This is a genomic window from Pseudoalteromonas sp. P1-11, from assembly GCF_001399995.1.
Lineage (GTDB): Bacteria > Pseudomonadota > Gammaproteobacteria > Enterobacterales > Alteromonadaceae > Pseudoalteromonas > Pseudoalteromonas atlantica.
Genome location: NZ_LJSP01000001.1, coordinates 373747 through 392317 on the forward strand (window position 1 = coordinate 373747; position 18571 = coordinate 392317).

Genomic DNA, 18571 nt, shown 5'->3' on the forward strand with positions numbered 1-18571 from the left:
TTATTTTTTGCTGCTAATTGGCTATTACGTGCTGTGATTAAGTAAAGCTTTAAGCTTACCCGGCTTAATCGGCTTACTTAAATAATGAATATTAGCCGCTTTGGTTTCTTGTTTAAGCTCGGTGTCGCGTACGGCGGTTATAAGTATGGCGGGCACTTCGCTTTGCCATGTATCACGCAGTGTTTTTATAAGCGAAATACCATCGCAATCATTACCTAATTGGTAATCCATTAAAATTACATCGGGCGCTGCGTGCTGTTTAGCATGCGCGAGTACTTTATTTACATCGTCAAACAAGGTGTAATTGGCTTGCCACTTTTTAAGTAAACTGGCCATTGCTGCTAGGTTTTCGGGGTCATCGTCTACCGCGACTATGTTAATCGCGGCGCGGTTTTCTACTAAGCTGCTGGCCGTTGCTTTTTGTTGTACAAACTGCGCATCGCCATAGGGTACTTCAATACTAAAGCGGCTCCCTTTACCGGGCTCTGAGTGCACATCAAGCTCTAAGCTAAGTAAATCGGCCATACGTTTTACAACGCCAAGCCCTAAACCAACGCCTTTGTTATCACCGGCTTCTATACGGTAAAAGTCGTTAAATATTTTAGCTTGTTCTATTTGGCTAATACCTGGGCCGGTGTCCCATACTTCTATACGTAAATTGTGTTTACGGTTTCTGCACGCTATTAATACTCGCCCTGTTTCGGTGTATTTAACCGCATTAGACACCAAGTTTTGTATAATTCGGCGCAAGTAGGTAATGTCGCTATGCACAATTTGTGCGTTTGAACGCACGGTTAGTTTTAAGCCTTTATCGCTTGATAAAATAGCGTACTCACTTTGCAGTGGCATAAGTATATCGTTTATACAAAAGTGCCGTGGAGTTGGGGTCATTGCGCCTTGCTCTAACTTGGCAATTTCTAGTAAGGCCGACATTAAATGCACGGTTGAGTCTAAACTGTGGCCAAGCTTATTAAAGCTATTTTGGTTAGTTGTATCAAGCTGCTTTTCATCAATGGCTGCAAGGTATAAACGCGCCGCGTTAAGAGGCTGTAAAATATCGTGGCTAGCCAGTGCTAAAAATCGCGTTTTACTGTCGTTGGCTTGCTCTGCTTCGCGCTTGGCTAAAGTAAGTGCTTGCTCTGTTTTTACTCGGCTATCTATTTGTGCTTGTAAATCTTTATTAATGGTTTGCACTTCTTGGGTTCGCGCTTCAATGCGGTTTTCAAGATCCATGTTAATTTCTTCAAGCGCATTTTGCGTACTTATATGGTTTGTAATGTCTGAAAAACTCGTTACAAAGCCGCCATCGGGCAGGGGGTTACCTATCATTTCGTACACTTGGCCATTACGGCGGTGGCGAATAAAGTGATGCGAGCTACCATTTTTTAAATGCTGAACGCGTTTTTCTACTTGGCGCTCTATTTCGCCTGGGCCACATTCACCGCGTACTGCGTTGTACCTTATTATATCTTCAATGGGTTGCCCCACTTCTAAAAAGCCGTCGGGGTAGCCAAACATTTGGCTGTAGCGCTTATTCCATGCCACCAGTTTTAAGTCTTTATCGACCACCGAAATACCATGGCTTAAGTTTTCGAGCGAGGTATACAGCAAGTTTTGGTTAAACTGCAATGCTTGTGTGGTTTCGTCAAAAAAGTTAACCACCTCTTCAAAGGCCATACGTTTACCCGATGAAACCGTACGGATTAGCGCCTGCGCCGAAGACGCCCCTAATACCCCAGTTAACGCACGTTCGCAGTAGGCTATAAATTCGGGCTCGGGGTGGGCATTATTGTCACTTAGCTGGTGCGAAAGTGAAAAGTGCGCCAGTACTTGTTGGCTACGCTGAATACCTAAAAAGGTTTGCAGTAGTATTTTAAAGTCGTAAACCGTGGCTTTAACATTTTTGTTTAAGCGGCGCGATAAAATAGCCTGATCTTTAGGGTTAACAAATGCAGCCGCCTGAATTTTGTCTATCAAGCGCTCTTCTGCCCCTAACGAAAAGCTAATATAACAGCCAATGTTAGCAAATAAGGCAATCAGAGTGCCGCGTGTAATAAGTGTTTGCTGAAGCTCGCTATCAAGAGCGCTACCGGCATCTAAAATTGGCATCATTAAAAATAATACCCAACAAATAAAACCCGCTAATAGCCCCGCATATACACCATAAGCATGGCCTTTTCGCCAGTAAAGCCCACCCACAATAGCCGGGAGCAGCTGCGTTACTAACGAAAATGCCACCAGTCCCATACTGGCCAGCGCACTACCATGGCCAAACCATTGCTGATAAAAATAAGCCAATATAAGTATGCCGGCTATGGTAAAGCGCCTGACTAATAAAATTTGCGATTTATAACTGCTGGTAATTAAGTTGCGCTTAAATTTACGGCGTAGCATAAGCGGCAGCACTACATCGTTAGAGATCATGGTGCTAAGCGTAAGTGTGGCCACCACGATCATGGCGGTGGCTGCAGAAAGCCCGCCAATAAATACAAAGGTACTTAAAAAAGCTTGGTCGTGAATAAGCGGTAGCGCTAATACAAAGCTGTCGGGTGAAAAACTGCTACCAATACTTGGGTGAATTGCGGCAGTAGCAATAGGAATTATCATCGCGGCGGTGAGTAATAAATACAGCGGAAAAGCCCAGCGAGCAGTAAATAAATGGCGTTTGTCTTGGTTATCTACCACGGTGACATGAAATTGTCGTGGTAAACAAATTATGGCCGCGGCAGCCATAAGTGACTGGCCAATAAAGTTAAAACTAAAAAAGTTAAAGTTGCCCCAGTGTTGCCAAATCGACTCTGTGACTTTGTCGCCGCTAAGGGTGGGTAAATTAAATAAGGTGTACAAGGCTAAGCCAGCGACGGCAATAAGCGCAATGAGCTTTATCATTGACTCAAAGGCGACTGCTAGCATAAGCCCAGAGCGGTATTCGGTAACATCTACCTTACGGGTACCAAAAAATATTGCAAACAGCGCCATAATTAACGTGGCGGTGAGGGTAAGCATTTCGCCAGATATTTGATTGCTGTTTTGCAAAAGCAAAAAGCTGGTACTGAGTGCTTTTAACTGCAGCGCAATATAGGGAATGGTAGCAAGTAGGGCAATAACAGTGACCAGTATTGCACTGGTTTGGCGTTTACCGTAGCGGGCAGAAATAAAATCGGCAATGGTGGTAATGTTTTGTTTTTTACTTACTAATACCAGTTTGCGTAAAAAGCCTTGGCCAAAAAAGAACAACAATGAAGGCCCCAATAAAATGGGTAAATAGCTCCAACTACTGGTGGCGGCGGTACCAACCGAACCATAGTACGTCCACGAGGTACAATAAATCCCTAACGATAACGAATACACAAAAGGATGATGGCTAATCCGTTTAGCAAGTGGTGTTGTTTTATCGCCCCAATTAGCAAGCCAAAACAGCACCCCAATATAGCCTAATGCTACAAAAATCAGTACAGCAGTCATGTTGTTGTTAAACCTTATTATTTATACCCACACACAATAACAGAGATAACTTTAAGTGTGCGTGCACAATTTTATGCAAAATATTAACGTTGTTTTTATTGTGTTGATTTTAAATGATTATTTTTATTTCTGGTGATTTATTAGACTAATGTCGCATTTTTACACAAAGCCACTTAAATTTTGCCGTTAACGCCCTTTGTTAAAAGCTAAGTTACTGAAAATTATGTGTAATTGTATTTTTAAATACAATCACATTTGCAGTTTACGTAAACGTTAATAGTCTGTTACGACTATGGTCTCACTTCACTCTTCACGCCGCGTTGCTAAATTAATAACCGACTATAAAAAAACCACTCATTGCAATTATGCAATGCTTAAAGGGGAAAATAAAAATGGCTTTTAAAGATGAAGAACAAGCAAAAGCTTATTGGGCAGAAAACATTTCACTACTGTTTAAGTTACTAGCAGTGTGGTTTGTGGTCTCATTTGGCTTTGGCATATTACTGGTAGATGTACTGAATGAAGTACGTTTTTTTGGGTTTAAACTTGGCTTCTGGTTTTCACAACAGGGCGCTATTTACACCTTTGTAGCTTTGATTTTTGTTTACGTTTTCAAAATGAACACGTTAGATAAAAAATACGGCGTAGACGAATAGGAGCTAGGTAATGGATGTTCAAACACTCACATTTATAATTGTTGGTTTAAGTTTTGCGCTTTATATCGGCATTGCAATTTGGGCGCGTGCAGGCTCTACAAATGAGTTTTATGTGGCAGGGGGCGGCGTACCTCCGCTTGCCAATGGTATGGCAACCGCAGCCGATTGGATGAGCGCAGCGTCGTTTATTTCAATGGCGGGTATTATTTCGTTTGCAGGTTACGATGGCGGTGTTTACTTAATGGGGTGGACTGGCGGCTATGTATTACTCGCTATGTGTTTAGCGCCTTACTTACGTAAATTTGGCAAATTCACTGTACCTGACTTTATAGGCGACCGTTACTACTCACAAACAGCACGTGTTGTTGCTATTTTGTGTGCCATTTTTATTTGTTTTACATATATTGCTGGGCAAATGCGTGGTGTAGGCGTGGTATTTTCGCGCTTTTTAGAAGTAGAAATTGAAACCGGTGTTTACATTGGAATGGTGATTGTATTCTTTTATGCGGTACTTGGCGGCATGAAAGGCATTACCTACACGCAAGTAGCGCAGTACTGTGTGCTTGTGTTTGCCTACCTTGTGCCCGCTATCTTTATTTCAATGATGATGACAGGCCACTTTTTCCCGCAAACCGGCTTTGGTGCCACATTGAGTGATGGCTCAGGCATGTATGTACTTGATAAGCTAGACGGGTTAAGCGCAGAGCTGGGCTTTGCACAATACACCGAAGGCTCTAAAAGCATGATTGACGTATTTGCTATTACCGGCGCTTTAATGGTGGGTACTGCAGGTTTACCGCATGTAATTGTTCGCTTTTTCACTGTACCACGCGTTAAAGATACCCGTATTTCAGCAGCGTGGACACTGGTATTTATTGCTATTGTTTACACTACTGCACCGGCGGTTGCCTCGTTTGCACGCGTAAACATGATTGACACCATTAACGGTAAAGATGGTAGCGGTACAGAGTACGCTCAAGCACCAGCGTGGATCAAAAACTGGGAACGCACGGGCTTAATTACCTTTAATGATAAAAACGGCGACGGCAAAATGTTTTACACCGCCGGCAAGGTAGAAGACCCAACAAGCGCAAACGAAGTAAAAGTAGACCGCGATATTATGGTACTGGCTAACCCTGAAATTGCTGATTTACCAGCATGGGTAATCGCATTAGTTGCGGCCGGTGGTATTGCTGCTGCGCTTTCAACCACAGCGGGGTTATTGCTGGTTATTTCAACATCAGTGTCGCACGATTTACTTAAACGCACCCTTAAACCCGACATAAGCGATAAACAAGAGCTACTAGCTGCTCGGTTAGCCGCGATGATTGCCATTGTTATATCAGCTTACTTTGGGATTAACCCGCCTGGGTTTGTTGCATCGGTGGTCGCCTTTGCCTTTGGTTTAGCGGCGGCGAGTTTCTTCCCGGCAATTATTATGGGGATATTCTCTAAAACAATGAATAAAGAAGGCGCAATTGCTGGCATGGTGACCGGTATAGGCTTTACCGCTGCGTATATTATCTTCTTTAAATTTGTAAGCCCTGAGCTTAATAGCCCAGAAAATTGGTTCTTAGGTATTTCGCCCGAAGGAATTGGCTTAGTGGGGATGATCATTAACTTTGTGGTTGCTGCAACCGTACTTAAATTAACAAAATCGACACCGCTTGAAATACAACAAATGGTGGAAGGTATTCGTAATCCTAAAGGGTCAGGTGAAGCACACGCACATTAATGCGCTAAGCCTACTTAAAAATAAAGCACCAAAAGCCCGACTTTAGTCGGGCTTTTTATTTGTTCAAATAATGAGTACATTAGATTTTGTGTATACTTTTTAAGAGTACAGCAATGAGTGTAGAGCAGCAGGAAGTTGCCCAGTTTGTGTGTATGCAGGCGCCATTTAGCATGCTACACGACAGTGCGTGTGAGTATTTTGTAAGCCATATTGATAGTGTTTATTTAACCCGAGAAAACCAAGCGCAGTGGCTGCAAACGCAAACCCCAAAGCTTTTTTTAATTCGCTCTGGTTTATACGACCTAGTGGATGCAAAAGGTGATGTAGTAAAGCGTTTAGCGCAGGGGGATTACTTTGGCTATCCTTCTTTGTTAACCGGAGAGGCGATTCAAAATAGGTTACAGGTACAAAAAGAGGGCATAGTGTATATGCTTGCGCAAACGCATTTTGACTTTTTACGTCATCAATACAAACCGTTTGAGCAATATTTTGTACGCGCGCACGCCAATCGTTTACTTTCATCACATTATAAAAGTAAAAACGATAGCTGGTCTGAGCGCAGAATATCTGAGCTGATGACCCGCACCGCCATAACCTTAGCACCCGATGCCAGTATTAGGCAAACCGCTAAAAAAATGAAAAAACACGGTGTATCGTCAATTATGATCACCGAACACGCCATTTTAGTTGGCGTAGTGACCGACCGCGACTTACGTAACCGTGTACTGGCCGATGAAGTCGACCCACAAGATGCGGTTAGCAGCATAATGAGTGCAAAGCCTAAATTTATATTTGAAAACAATCGGGTGTTTTCTGCTTTGCATTTAATGCTTAAATACAATATTCATCATTTACCTGTACTTGATGAAAACCATAAGCCTTTGGGTATGCTTACTAGTACCGATTTACTGCGCCAGCAAAAAAGTGACCCTGTGCAGCTTATTGGCCGCATTTATAAAGCCCACAGCATTGCCGATTTAAAACGTTATGCAGGCGAAATCCCTGAGTTACTGCGAAGTTTTTCGTACAACATAGAAGACATATCGCTAATTGGTAAACTGCTCAGCGGCTTAACCGATGCACTCACCTCGCGTCTTATTCATTTATTTCAAGAAGAAAATGGCGCAGCGCCCACCAGTTTTTGCTTTATATGTTTTGGCTCGCAAGCACGCGAAGAGCAAACCTTACATTCAGATCAAGACAACGGCTTATTACTCCCAAATGATTTAAGCGAGCAACACCAAGCTTACTTTAAACACATGGGGGAGTTTGTATGTGAGCAGTTAGTAGAATGTGGCATTAGGCGTTGCCCGGGGAATATTATGGCCAGCAGCGATGAATGCAGAATGAGTGTAAGCCAGTGGTGCGAGCGCTTTTTTAAATGGATAAAAAGCCCAACCCCAAGCGCCATGCTTAACTGCAAAATATTTTTTGATTTGCGCTTTATAGAAGGCTCCAATGCTCTATACAGCGGCTTTTGCGAGCAGTTAAACAGGATATCGCGCGATGAGTTATTTTATGCTGCTATGGCAACCGATATAAGAGCCAGCTCAGTGCCTATAGGTTTATTTAATAAGCTTAAAACGCAAAAAAGCGACAACAACCATAAGTACATAGATTTAAAAAAACGCGGTGTGGTGATCATTAACGACATAGTGCGTTTATATGCGTTAAAAGCCGGAATAAAACGCGCCAATACCCAAGAGCGCTTAGATGCTTTACTTAAGCATTCACTGCTAAATAAAGACGATATTTATAATTTAAAAGATTGCTGGCGATTTTTAACTCAGTTACGTTTTAGTACGCAAATAAACGAAGAAGGTTTGCCAAGTAACTGTATAAACCCCGATAAATTAAGTTCATTAGAGCGCCATCAGCTTAAAGAGGCTTTTTATTTAGTAAAACAAGCGCAGCAAGCCGCGGCGTTTAAATTTGCCCGTGGCAGTTTGTAATAAGAGGTAAGCGCTGTGGTAAAAAAATGGCTCAGTAAGTATATAAAAAGGCGTAATTTATTAAGTCAAAATGCGTTAACGCAACGCTATTTAGTGATTGATTTAGAGCTTACTGGGCTTGATGTAAACCAGCATGAAATTGTCTCAGTAGCCTGGGTTAAAATAGACAACCAATGTATAAAAATGAGCGAGTCGCAGCATTTAATAAACAAGGATGTAAAAAGCCTAGAGCAAAGCCCTGTTTTTCACGGCATTATTGACGACACAGTGGCTAAAGGACAAAGCCTGCACACTATATTAACGCAGCTAAGCCGTGATTTTAGTGACCATATTTTGGTTTTTCATAACGCCATACTGGATTGGGGGTTTTTAAAAGCAGCCCTTAAAGGTTCCAATATAAACGCACAACCTAAGTTGATACTCGACACCCTCCACATAGAAAAAAAGCGCCTTATTTGCCAAGGTGCAGAAATAAAACAAGATGATTTAACCCTAAGTGCGTGTCGCAAACGTTATGAGTTACCAAGCTATCATTGTCATAACGCACTTACAGACGCACAGGCCACCGCCGAATTATTACTAGCCCAGTGCTACCAAATAAACCGTGGGAAGGAGTTGCAGTTGAGGTCAATAATTTAACAAAGCTACAGCATTTACTAATTATTTTGTTAAGATAAGAATTTTAAAAGGATTTATTATGGTAATTGAAGCCGCCAGTAAGTATTACAACCAGTTAAACAATGACCTTAAAGCAGTTAAAAAGTACATTCACAATAATTTTGGTGTGTTTCTTACTATTCTTTACTTACTGGGTAGTTTATCAGGCGTTGTGTATCTTTACGTTTTACTTAATAACTTCTCGGTTGATATATTCAATTTCATTGAAATAAGTGACTTTTTACTGGCACTGATTTCAAATTTTTTACTTATTACTCTTTATACTACGATCATCGTTTTAACAGCTATTTATTTAAATTGGCGCTCAGGACACATGCCAGATCCTAGTAAAACAACCGTGTTAAAAAAACTTTATTATGGCTTTGGTTACCCGTTCTATTTATTAAAACCTAGTTACTCATTAATGTTATTTTTAGCACTTATAATATCTACATACCCTACTATGTTGGCGCATTCACACAGTAAAGATATAATAAATGAAAGAACAATGAATTATCACTTGTCATTAAATTATCCAATTGCTCAGAGTAAAGTAACTCAACTTCAAAATGTTCAAATAGTAGCCTCAACAATGCGGAATTTATTTGTTTATGATAATAAACAAGATGAGTTACTTATTATTTCACAAGAAAATATTTCAGCTTTGATACCTAATCTACACCAAGAAAAAACGATTAAGCCAAAGTCAAAAGCTGCATCAAGCACACAGTAATTAAACATTCGCTGAAACACGATTGGCTGCTATTTATTAGTATGGACGCATAACCAAGCATGGCACTTATTCAGGACAAATTATGAGACTCATTACCACTATTCTTCTAACCTTATTCCCTGTGATCGCTTGTGCTAATTCGAGCTTACCTGCCAATCGTCATATCTCAGTGCAAGGCACTGCTGAGGTATTAGTTGAGCCTGACATGGCTAAAATACTATTTAAGGTGAATAGTGTTAAAAATGAGCCGAATGCCGCCAATAACGCGCTTGAGAATAAAGTGAAGTTATTAATAGATGGGCTCAATCAATTTGAAATAAGCGCCGATGACGTAGTTGCCTCAAACGTTAAAATTGAAAAAACAGGAATGGATTATATTGAAACAGGGCATCAGGCACTTAGCGAATACGCAGCGATAAGAACGTTTGAAGTAACGCTAAACAGTATTGAGCGTGTGAGCGATTTAACCGATTTTTTATTGAACCAAGAAGTAAATGCGATTCAAAATATTGCGTTTTTATCTTCAAAATTTGAGCAATTACAAGCGCAAGCCACACAGTTAGCAATTGAAGATGCAAAAATAAAAGCGGATTTACTTGCTGATTCATTCAATGCAAAAGTAGGTGAAGTACGCACTATTCGCTCAACTAAAAACAACTATGACAGTGGTTTTAGTACAGCTATAACCAAGATGCACAGGGCGCAGTATGATAATAACTCTTTTCCTCAAATACTTAGTAACGATTTACAGGCAACAATAAGCTTTAAATCATCCATAAACGTGGTGTTTGATTTAGAGATAACTGATTAAATTAATAATTTCATTTCAAATACATGTTCGTACTGTAAGCTAGTTTTATGTTTTTGATTAATTTGAAGGTAGCAATACTATGAGCGATGAAAGCAACACATTAAAAGCACAAACCGAAGCAAAAATAGCAGCAGGGCGAAAAGGTAATCCTGATTTTATGAAAGGCGTTGATGAAACCATTGCTCAGGCAAAAGCGTTTCAAGAAGGGGCAAATGCACTTAATTTAGATCAAAATGCCCCACGCTTTGAACTGCCTAACCAGCACGGTGAGCAAGTTTTATTAGATGAGCTACTTGCAAAAGGGCCTGTGGTTATAACTTTTTATCGTGGTAGTTGGTGCCCTTATTGTAATTTACAGCTAAAAGCATTGCAGTCACGCCTACCTGAAATTCACGCATTAGGCGCACAGCTGGTGGCTATTAGCCCACAAGCGCCCGATGGCTCAATGAGCGAAAACGACATACGTAATATGGATTTTGTTGTGCTGAGTGACCAAAATGCAGATATAGCAGCAAGCTATGGCGTAGCGTGGCAAGTACCTGCATTTTTATTAGAGCATATGCGCGAAGACCGCGGCCTTGATTTAGAGTCGCTTAATAACGGCAACGGCAGTATTTTACCTATCCCTGCCACGTTTGTTTTAGATAGCGAAGGTAAAGTGACGTGGCGCTATGTCGATGTTGATTACCGCACCCGCTCAGAGCCACAAGATATAATTAATGCTTTAAAAGCACTACAGTAAGCACTCAAGCAAGCTCGCTTTATGCCCAAAAGTAGCCAAGTAAATTAGCTACTTTTGGGTTAATTTAAAGTTTCTAATCGCTCCCTCTTATAATAATGTTCAAGGTCGATTACAATACAGCCATCTAAAAGGCATCGATGCCTTTGTCTGCACGTAAAGAGAGTGGATTTTATATTTCATGGCAATCAAACTTGCAATTAATGGTTTTGGTCGTATTGGTCGAAATATTGTCCGCGCGTTGTACGAGTCAGGTTTGAGCAACGAGATAAAAATTGTTGCGATTAACGAACTTGCTGACCCTGAAGCTATTGCTCATTTATTAAAATACGACACGTCCCACGGTCGTTTTTCTTTTCCTGTAAAACTTGGTGAAGACACCATTAGCGTTGCAAGCGATACCATTGCACTATTTTGTGAAGAAAACCCAGTAGAATTACCTTGGCAAACCCTTGATGTAGATGTAGTGCTTGAATGTACCGGTGTTTATCACTCGCGCGAGCATGCACAATTACACATTACTGCGGGTGCTAAAAAGGTGTTGTTTTCGCACCCAGCTGATAACGATGTAGATGCCACCATTGTGTATGGCATTAACGATGATGAGCTCAAACGCGAGCACACTATAGTATCTAACGGCTCATGTACTACAAACTGTGTGGTGCCTGTTATTAAAGTGCTAGATGATGCGTTTGGCATTGAATCGGGCGCTATTACCACTATTCACGCGTCGATGAACGATCAACAAGTGATTGATGCGTACCATCATGATTTACGTCGTACCCGCGCTGCGAGTCAGTCTATTATTCCAGTTGATACAAAATTAGCACGAGGAATAGACCGCATTTTACCCAAATTTGAAGGGCGCTTTGAAGCCATTGCGGTTCGCGTGCCGACAATTAACGTAACGGCAATGGATTTAAGTGTTACAGTAAATGCCGATGTAGATTTAAACGCGGTAAATACGGCACTTAAAGCCCAAGCAAAAGACCGCTTAGAAGGTATTTTAAGTTACACCGAAGAGCCATTGGTATCGGTTGATTTTAATCACGACCCACATTCTTGTATTATTGATGGCACGCAGACACGCGTTAGTCACAAACGCCTGATAAAGTTACTTGTTTGGTGTGATAACGAATGGGGTTTTGCCAATCGCATGCTAGATACAGCACGTGCGATGATGGCTAAGTAAGCATTTTATAATAATTTTAAAATTTATTTTTCAGGTTCAAGTATCGTTAACTAAGGAGATGTTATGTCGGTCATAAAAATGGCAGATTTAGATTTAAACGGCAAGCGCGTATTAATTCGTGAAGATTTAAATGTACCAGTTAAAGCAGGTAAAGTGACCTCAGATGCACGTATTCGTGCTGCACTACCTACTATTAAGCTAGCTCTTGAAAAAGGCGCTAAAGTAATGGTTATGTCGCACCTTGGCCGCCCTACGGAAGGCGAGTACGATGACGAATTTTCACTTGCCCCTGTAGCCGATTACCTAAACGATGCACTTGAGCAAAATGTACGCCTTGAAAAAGACTACTTAAACGGCGTTGAAGTTGCCGATAACGAAGTAGTTGTATTTGAAAACGTACGATTTAATAAAGGCGAGAAGAAAAACGACGAAGCCTTATCAAAACAACTTGCTGCACTGTGTGATGTGTATGTAATGGATGCATTTGGCACCGCGCACCGCGCACAAGCGTCTACTCATGGCGTTGGCTTATTTGCAGATGTTGCCTGTGCTGGCCCGTTATTATCAGCAGAACTTGAAGCACTAGGTAAAGCACTAGATAACCCAGCACGCCCATTAGTGGCCATTGTAGGTGGTTCTAAAGTATCAACTAAATTAACTGTTTTAGACTCGCTTTCAACGATTGTAGATCAGCTTGTAACAGGTGGCGGTATTGCTAATACCTTTATTGCTGCTGCGGGTCATCCGGTTGGTAAATCACTTTATGAAGCTGATTTAATGGATGAAGCAAATCGTTTATGTGCAGCAGCTAAAGCAAACGATGGTGAAATTCCGGTACCGACTGATGTTGTGGTAGGTAATGAATTTTCAGACTCTGCAGTCGCTACGCTTAAAGATGTAAGCGAAGTAACAAGCGATGACATGATTTTTGATATTGGCCCTGATACAGCCAGCCAGCTTGCAAAAATTATTGCAAACGCCGGTACTGTTGTATGGAATGGCCCAGTTGGCGTATTTGAGTTTGATCAGTTTGGTAATGGTACACGTGCTATTGCTCAGGCAATTGCTAACTCTAATGCGTTTTCGATTGCAGGCGGTGGTGACACTTTAGCGGCAATTGATAAATACGGCATTGCCGATAAAGTATCTTACATTTCTACCGGTGGTGGTGCGTTCTTAGAGTTTTTAGAAGGCAAAAAACTTCCAGCAGTAGAAATGCTAGAGTCGCGCGCTAAATAATAAATTTTTAGCCGCATTAGGTGAGGGGAAACCCTCACCAACGATTAATTATTAAATACCTCTCACCCTTATTTAATAGTTAATTAAGACAAAACTAAGCAGTGTAAATTGCTTTATTTTGTGGCGCAGTGATTGCGTCAAACTAACATATCCGTTCAAACTAGATGGCAGGAGACTGCTGTCGATAAATTGGAGAATACCCAATGGCTTTAATCAGTATGCGACAACTTTTAGATCATGCAGCTGAACACGGTTACGGCGTTCCAGCCTTTAACGTGAATAACCAAGAGCAAATGCGCGCAATAATGGAAGCGGCTGATAAAACAAACAGCCCAGTAATTGTTCAAGGATCAGCAGGCGCACGTGCTTATGCTGGTGCTCCATTTATCCGCCACATGATTTTAGCAGCCGTTGAAGAATGGCCGCACATTCCAGTAGTAATGCACCAAGATCACGGTACCTCACCCGGTGTTTGCCAACGCTCAATTCAACTTGGCTTTTCATCAGTTATGATGGATGGCTCATTAATGACTGACGGAAAAACCCCATCAAGCTACGAATATAATGTAGAAGTAACACGCGAAACCGTGGCTATGGCACATGCTTGTGGCGTATCGGTAGAGGGCGAGCTAGGTGTACTTGGCTCACTTGAAACCGGTGAAGCGGGCGAAGAAGATGGTGTAGGCGCAGAAGGTAAACTAACTACTGATCAAATGCTTACCGACCCAGAAGAAGCCGCTGATTTTGTAAATAAAACCCATGTTGATGCCTTGGCAATTGCTTGTGGAACATCGCACGGTGCGTATAAATTTACGCGCCCACCCACAGATGACATTTTAGCGATTGATCGTATTAAAGAAATTCACGCACGTATCCCGAACACGCACTTAGTAATGCACGGATCGTCGTCTGTACCACAAGAGTGGTTAGAGATCATAAATCAATACGGTGGCGAAATTCCTGAAACGTACGGTGTACCTGTTGAGCAAATTGTAGAAGGGATCAAATACGGTGTACGTAAAGTAAATATTGATACCGATTTACGCCTGGCCTCTACCGGTGCTATTCGCCGTCATATGGCGCTTAACCCATCTAACTTCGATCCGCGTAAATACCTAGCAGAAGCAACTAAAGCAATGACAGAGATTTGTGTTGCGCGTTACAACGCGTTTGGTACAGCTGGTCAAGCAGGTAAAATTAAGCCAATTTCACTTGATGACATGCACCTTAAATATTTAAGTGGTGAGTTAGACCCACAAATTAAATAATGATCTTTGATTAATAAATAGCGTTATAAAAACCAGCTGGCGTAATCCAGCTGGTTTTTTTATACCGCAAAGCACTGGGATCACTGTTGTACCAACTTAATAAAATGGGATCACTGATTTACTAACCGCCCCGCATTCGGATCATTTATTTACCAACTAGCGCATAAATTTACGCCATGTTAGGCGCTCAATCAATCAGATCGTTTTTTATTTGTACAATAGATCAGATGCTTAGTTGTTTGACTAAGTATAACCGTGATCCCAAACCCGATCGGCTTAGTAAAAATCTGATCTTTTTATAGGCTGCTTAGTAAAAAACAGATCTATTTTTAACCACGTAATGACATCTTCCAGTGCAAACTCAGTTTCGTATCTGGTTTTTTACTGTGTTAGTAAAGCAATGATCCCGCTATGAGTATCTACTTAGAAATAAAACTGTCATCTTTTTGTAAATATGTTTTGATTAACCGTAATTTGCAAAATAGTTTTAAAAATATGACGTTAATGAGGTTTTTTGTCACTATTTTGTGTTTTTTTTACCAGGATTTTAATTTACACGTTACACTTTCATAAAAATGTCATACTTAGTCATAATAATGAAAACTAATTCGATAGCGTAAGAGATAATTTGGAATGTCACGTAAAGTACTAGTCGTAGATGATGAAGCTCCTATCAGAGAGATGTTAGTTTTTGTTTTAGAGCAAAATGGATTTCAAGCAATTGAAGCAGAAGATTACGATTCTGCAATTGCAGCTATGGTTGAACCATACCCAGATATGGTTTTACTCGATTGGATGTTACCAGGTGGTAGCGGTATTCAAATTGCTAAGCAATTTAAGCAAAGTGAATACACACGCCAAATTCCAATCATTATGCTTACAGCCCGCGGCGAAGAAGAAGACAAAGTACGCGGCCTAGAAGTAGGGGCAGATGACTACGTCACTAAACCTTTTTCTCCTAAAGAGTTAATGGCTCGTATTAAAGCGGTTATTCGCCGTGTATCGCCTACCTCATTAGAAGAAGCCATAGAAGTACATGGCTTGCGTTTAGACCCAATATCGCACCGCGTTACCTCTGAGGGAAGCGAGCTTGATATGGGCCCAACCGAATTTAGATTATTACATTTTTTTATGACTCACCCAGAGCGTGTTTATAGCCGTGAGCAACTGCTTGACCATGTTTGGGGAACTAATGTGTACGTAGAAGACCGTACAGTTGATGTGCACATACGTCGTTTACGCAAAGCGATTGCACCGCTGGGGCATGATCGCTTAGTACAAACAGTACGTGGTGCAGGTTATCGTTTTTCTAGTAAATTATAAGGTACCGCAGCTAGGGTGTGAGTACGCATAAATTACTACTCAAAGGTAAAGTGAGTGTATGTATCGAGTTATTAATAAACAGGCGTTAGTAAAACGTCTGTTTATCTATTTTTTACCCCTGTTATTAGTTGGTGTGCTTATTGGTGCACCATTTTTGCTTTTATTTTTAGGCACTTCTTCTCTTTTAGTCTGGCATTATCATCAACTTTATCGCTTAAGCGATTGGCTTTTAAATCAACGTAGCTTTAACCCACCAGAGGGCGAGGGTGCGTGGGAACAAGTATTTGAAGGCATTTATCATTTACAGCACCGTAATCGTAAAAAACGCAATGAACTGGCCGATTTAATTCGTCGCTTTCGCGATGGAGCTGAAGCCGTACCCGATGCCGTAGTGGTGTTGCAAAGTGATTTAAGCATTGTTTGGTGTAACCAACTTGCACTTAAAGTATTGGGGCTCCAATGGCCGACCGATCATGGCCAGCGCCTAGATAACCTAATACGCGAACCTAAATTTGCCAAGTACATGCTGCGCGGTGAATTTGAAGAGCCATTAGAGCTTGATAACGGACATATTGTTGACCAAGTGCTTGAATTTAGGGTAATGCCGTATGCCAACACGCAGCTTATGGTGGTAGTACGTGATGTAACACGCCTAAAGCAGCTAGAGCAAATGCGCAAAGATTTTGTTGCCAATGTATCACATGAGCTGCGTACGCCACTTACGGTTGTTACTGGCTACCTTGAGATGATGGATGGCGATATGATGCCACCGCCTGCAATGTGGAATAAAGCGCAAAATACCATGCTTGAGCAATGTAAGCGTATGGACAGCTTAGTTAATCAGCTTTTATCTCTTTCGCGTATTGAAGGGGCGCGTAGGCAAGACAACGACAAAGCCATTAATGTGCCGCAAATGCTCAACTACATTAAAACCGAAGCGCAATCTATAAACCAAGATAAAGGCCATGAGCTTATTTTTGATATAGATAATGAGCTTGATATTAAAGGCTCTGAAGATGAGCTACGCAGTGCATTTTCTAATTTAGTGTTTAACGCTATACATTACACTAAAGCGGGCGGAAAAATTGTTGTTACCTGGCAGCGTAAAGAGGGGCTTGCGCATTTTAGCGTAAATGATAATGGCGATGGTATTGCACCAGAGCATATAAATCGTTTAACTGAGCGCTTTTACCGCGTAGATAAAGCAAGGAGTCGCACAACCGGTGGCTCAGGTTTAGGCTTAGCAATTACTAAACATGTGCTTACACGTCACGATAGTAAATTAAATATAAGCAGTGAGCTTGGTAAAGGCTCGTGTTTTTCTTTCGACTTTTCAAAGGATAAGCTTGTTAACTTAGCAAGTTAAAGGCAATAAAAAGCAAAGTCATAAAAGTGTCATTTAAGAGTAATGTAACTGTCATCTACTCACTTTACAGTAGACGACAGTTAGGAAATGGGACGAACAAATCGGAGAACCCCGCATGAAATTTAAAAACTTAGTTGCCGCAATGGGTGTGGCTGTTACAACATTAGTATCTGCACAGGCTGTTGCTCTTGACGACGCAATTCCTGAATATCAAAAAATTAACGGCGTTTCAGGTAACTTTTCATCTGTAGGCTCTGATACTTTAGCTAACATGATGACTTTCTGGGCTGAAGAGTACAAACGTATTTACCCTAATGTAAATATTCAAATTCAAGCGGCAGGTTCGTCTACTGCTCCACCAGCGCTTACCGAAGGCACCTCTAACATGGGTCCTATGAGCCGTAAAATGAAATCAAAAGAAATCGAAGCGTTCGAAAAACGCTACGGTTACAAGCCTACAGAAGTACGTGTAGCGATTGATGCACTAGCGGTATTTGTACACAAAGATAACCCAATTGAAGGCTTACGTATTGACCAAGTAGATGCTATTTTTTCATCTACTCGTAAATGTGGTGCGTCTGAGCAAGTTAACCGCTGGAGCGATGTTGGCCTAACGGGCGACTGGGCTGCAAAAGACATTCAATTATACGGACGTAACTCTGTATCAGGTACTTACGGTTACTTTAAAAAGAAAGCGCTGTGTAAAGGTGACTTCCGTAACAACGTAAATGAGCAACCAGGTTCAGCCTCTGTTGTACAGTCAATCTCATCTTCATTAAACGCGATTGGTTACTCAGGTATTGGTTACAAAACGTCGGGTGTACGTACGGTTCCTTTATCTAAAAAAGGCACTAACTACGTAGATGCAACGCTTGATAATGTTGCTAAAGGTAAATACCCACTTTCTCGTTTCTTATACGTGTACGTGAACAAGCACCCTAATAAGCCGCTTTCACCAATTGAAGCTGAGTTCTTAAAAATGGTACTTTCTAAAGACGGTCAAAAAATCGTTGAAAAAGATGGTTACGTACCACTATCTGCTAAGTTAGTAGAAGCAGAGCTTAAAAAGTTAGGTTTATAATTTAAACCCAACCAATAAAAAAACCGCTCAATGAGCGGTTTTTTTTTGTGTAAAATTTAAAACGTAAAACAGACTAACTTACTAAAAAGCGATTACAGATCAGTCAGCTTTTGCGCTTGTGCTTTACACTGATTATAGCTCTCTACACATTTGGCAGAGCACACTTGCTGTTTTAAACCTTTGTCAATTGATTGCTGATCGCAACTATTTTCGCACTGATAGTTTTGTTGTGCACATTGGTTTAACTCAGGGTTTTTCACTTGATTTTGGCAAGCTGCTAACAATGAAAATGAAAATGAAAGGGCGAGGGCACTCGTTTTAATAAATGTTTGCATGCTTATCCTTAACGTTGAA

15 protein-coding genes are annotated in these 18571 nt (G+C 41.1%); 13 read left to right on the forward strand and 2 right to left on the reverse strand.

Features of this window, described 5'->3' with window-relative positions; all coding sequences use genetic code 11:
• Positions 1 to 24: 24 nt before the first annotated feature.
• A complete protein-coding gene (locus tag AN390_RS01690) occupies positions 25 to 3465 on the reverse strand; it encodes a PAS-domain containing protein (protein WP_055252793.1) in 3441 nt (1146 codons plus the stop codon).
• A gap of 392 nt (positions 3466 to 3857) precedes the next feature.
• On the opposite strand from AN390_RS01690, the gene AN390_RS01695 reads away from it, so the two are divergent.
• The 13 genes from AN390_RS01695 (at position 3858) to AN390_RS01755 (ending at position 18217) form a co-directional block, all read left to right on the forward strand.
• Complete coding sequence (locus tag AN390_RS01695) at positions 3858 to 4121, forward strand: DUF4212 domain-containing protein (protein ID WP_004586074.1); 264 nt, start codon at positions 3858 to 3860, stop codon at positions 4119 to 4121.
• Positions 4122 to 4131: 10 nt separating this feature from the next.
• Positions 4132 to 5856, forward strand: coding sequence for a sodium:solute symporter family protein (locus AN390_RS01700; RefSeq protein ID WP_004586075.1), 1725 nt, complete (start codon positions 4132 to 4134; stop codon positions 5854 to 5856).
• 113 nt (positions 5857 to 5969) lie between these two features.
• Positions 5970 to 7808 (forward strand): DUF294 nucleotidyltransferase-like domain-containing protein, encoded by a 1839-nt coding sequence (locus AN390_RS01705; protein WP_055252794.1) that lies wholly within the window; start codon positions 5970 to 5972, stop codon positions 7806 to 7808.
• A 15-nt stretch (positions 7809 to 7823) separates the two neighbouring features.
• On the forward strand, positions 7824 to 8447 hold the full coding sequence (locus AN390_RS01710; RefSeq protein WP_055252795.1) for a 3'-5' exonuclease: 624 nt from the start codon (positions 7824 to 7826) through the stop codon (positions 8445 to 8447).
• A gap of 58 nt (positions 8448 to 8505) precedes the next feature.
• Complete coding sequence (locus AN390_RS01715) at positions 8506 to 9198, forward strand: hypothetical protein (protein WP_029773917.1); 693 nt, start codon at positions 8506 to 8508, stop codon at positions 9196 to 9198.
• Positions 9199 to 9280: 82 nt separating this feature from the next.
• Positions 9281 to 10009 carry an SIMPL domain-containing protein gene (locus tag AN390_RS01720; RefSeq protein WP_055252796.1) on the forward strand — a complete coding sequence of 243 codons (729 nt, stop codon included), beginning with the start codon at positions 9281 to 9283 and terminating at the stop codon, positions 10007 to 10009.
• A gap of 79 nt (positions 10010 to 10088) precedes the next feature.
• Complete coding sequence (locus AN390_RS01725) at positions 10089 to 10751, forward strand: peroxiredoxin-like family protein (protein ID WP_055252797.1); 663 nt, start codon at positions 10089 to 10091, stop codon at positions 10749 to 10751.
• Positions 10752 to 10929: 178 nt separating this feature from the next.
• Positions 10930 to 11940: an erythrose-4-phosphate dehydrogenase gene (gene epd / locus AN390_RS01730; RefSeq protein ID WP_055252798.1), complete on the forward strand. Its 1011-nt coding sequence runs from the start codon at positions 10930 to 10932 to the stop codon at positions 11938 to 11940.
• Positions 11941 to 12003: 63 nt separating this feature from the next.
• Positions 12004 to 13179 (forward strand): phosphoglycerate kinase, encoded by a 1176-nt coding sequence (locus AN390_RS01735; protein WP_004586081.1) that lies wholly within the window; start codon positions 12004 to 12006, stop codon positions 13177 to 13179.
• A 203-nt stretch (positions 13180 to 13382) separates the two neighbouring features.
• Positions 13383 to 14447 (forward strand): class II fructose-bisphosphate aldolase, encoded by a 1065-nt coding sequence (gene fba, locus AN390_RS01740; RefSeq protein WP_004586082.1) that lies wholly within the window; start codon positions 13383 to 13385, stop codon positions 14445 to 14447.
• 633 nt (positions 14448 to 15080) lie between these two features.
• A complete protein-coding gene (phoB, locus tag AN390_RS01745) occupies positions 15081 to 15770 on the forward strand; it encodes a phosphate regulon transcriptional regulator PhoB (protein ID WP_004586083.1) in 690 nt (229 codons plus the stop codon).
• A gap of 58 nt (positions 15771 to 15828) precedes the next feature.
• Entirely contained in the window at positions 15829 to 17136 is a 1308-nt protein-coding gene (phoR, locus tag AN390_RS01750) for a phosphate regulon sensor histidine kinase PhoR (protein ID WP_004586084.1), read from the forward strand.
• 115 nt (positions 17137 to 17251) lie between these two features.
• Positions 17252 to 18217, forward strand: a complete 966-nt coding sequence (locus AN390_RS01755) for a PstS family phosphate ABC transporter substrate-binding protein (RefSeq protein WP_004586085.1) — start codon at positions 17252 to 17254, stop codon at positions 18215 to 18217.
• Between the two features lie 92 nt (positions 18218 to 18309).
• On the opposite strand, the gene AN390_RS01760 is transcribed toward AN390_RS01755, so the two are convergent.
• The gene (locus AN390_RS01760; protein ID WP_055252799.1) at positions 18310 to 18552 is read right to left on the reverse strand and encodes a hypothetical protein; all 243 of its coding nucleotides are present in this window, start codon (positions 18550 to 18552) and stop codon (positions 18310 to 18312) included.
• Positions 18553 to 18571: the final 19 nt, after the last annotated feature.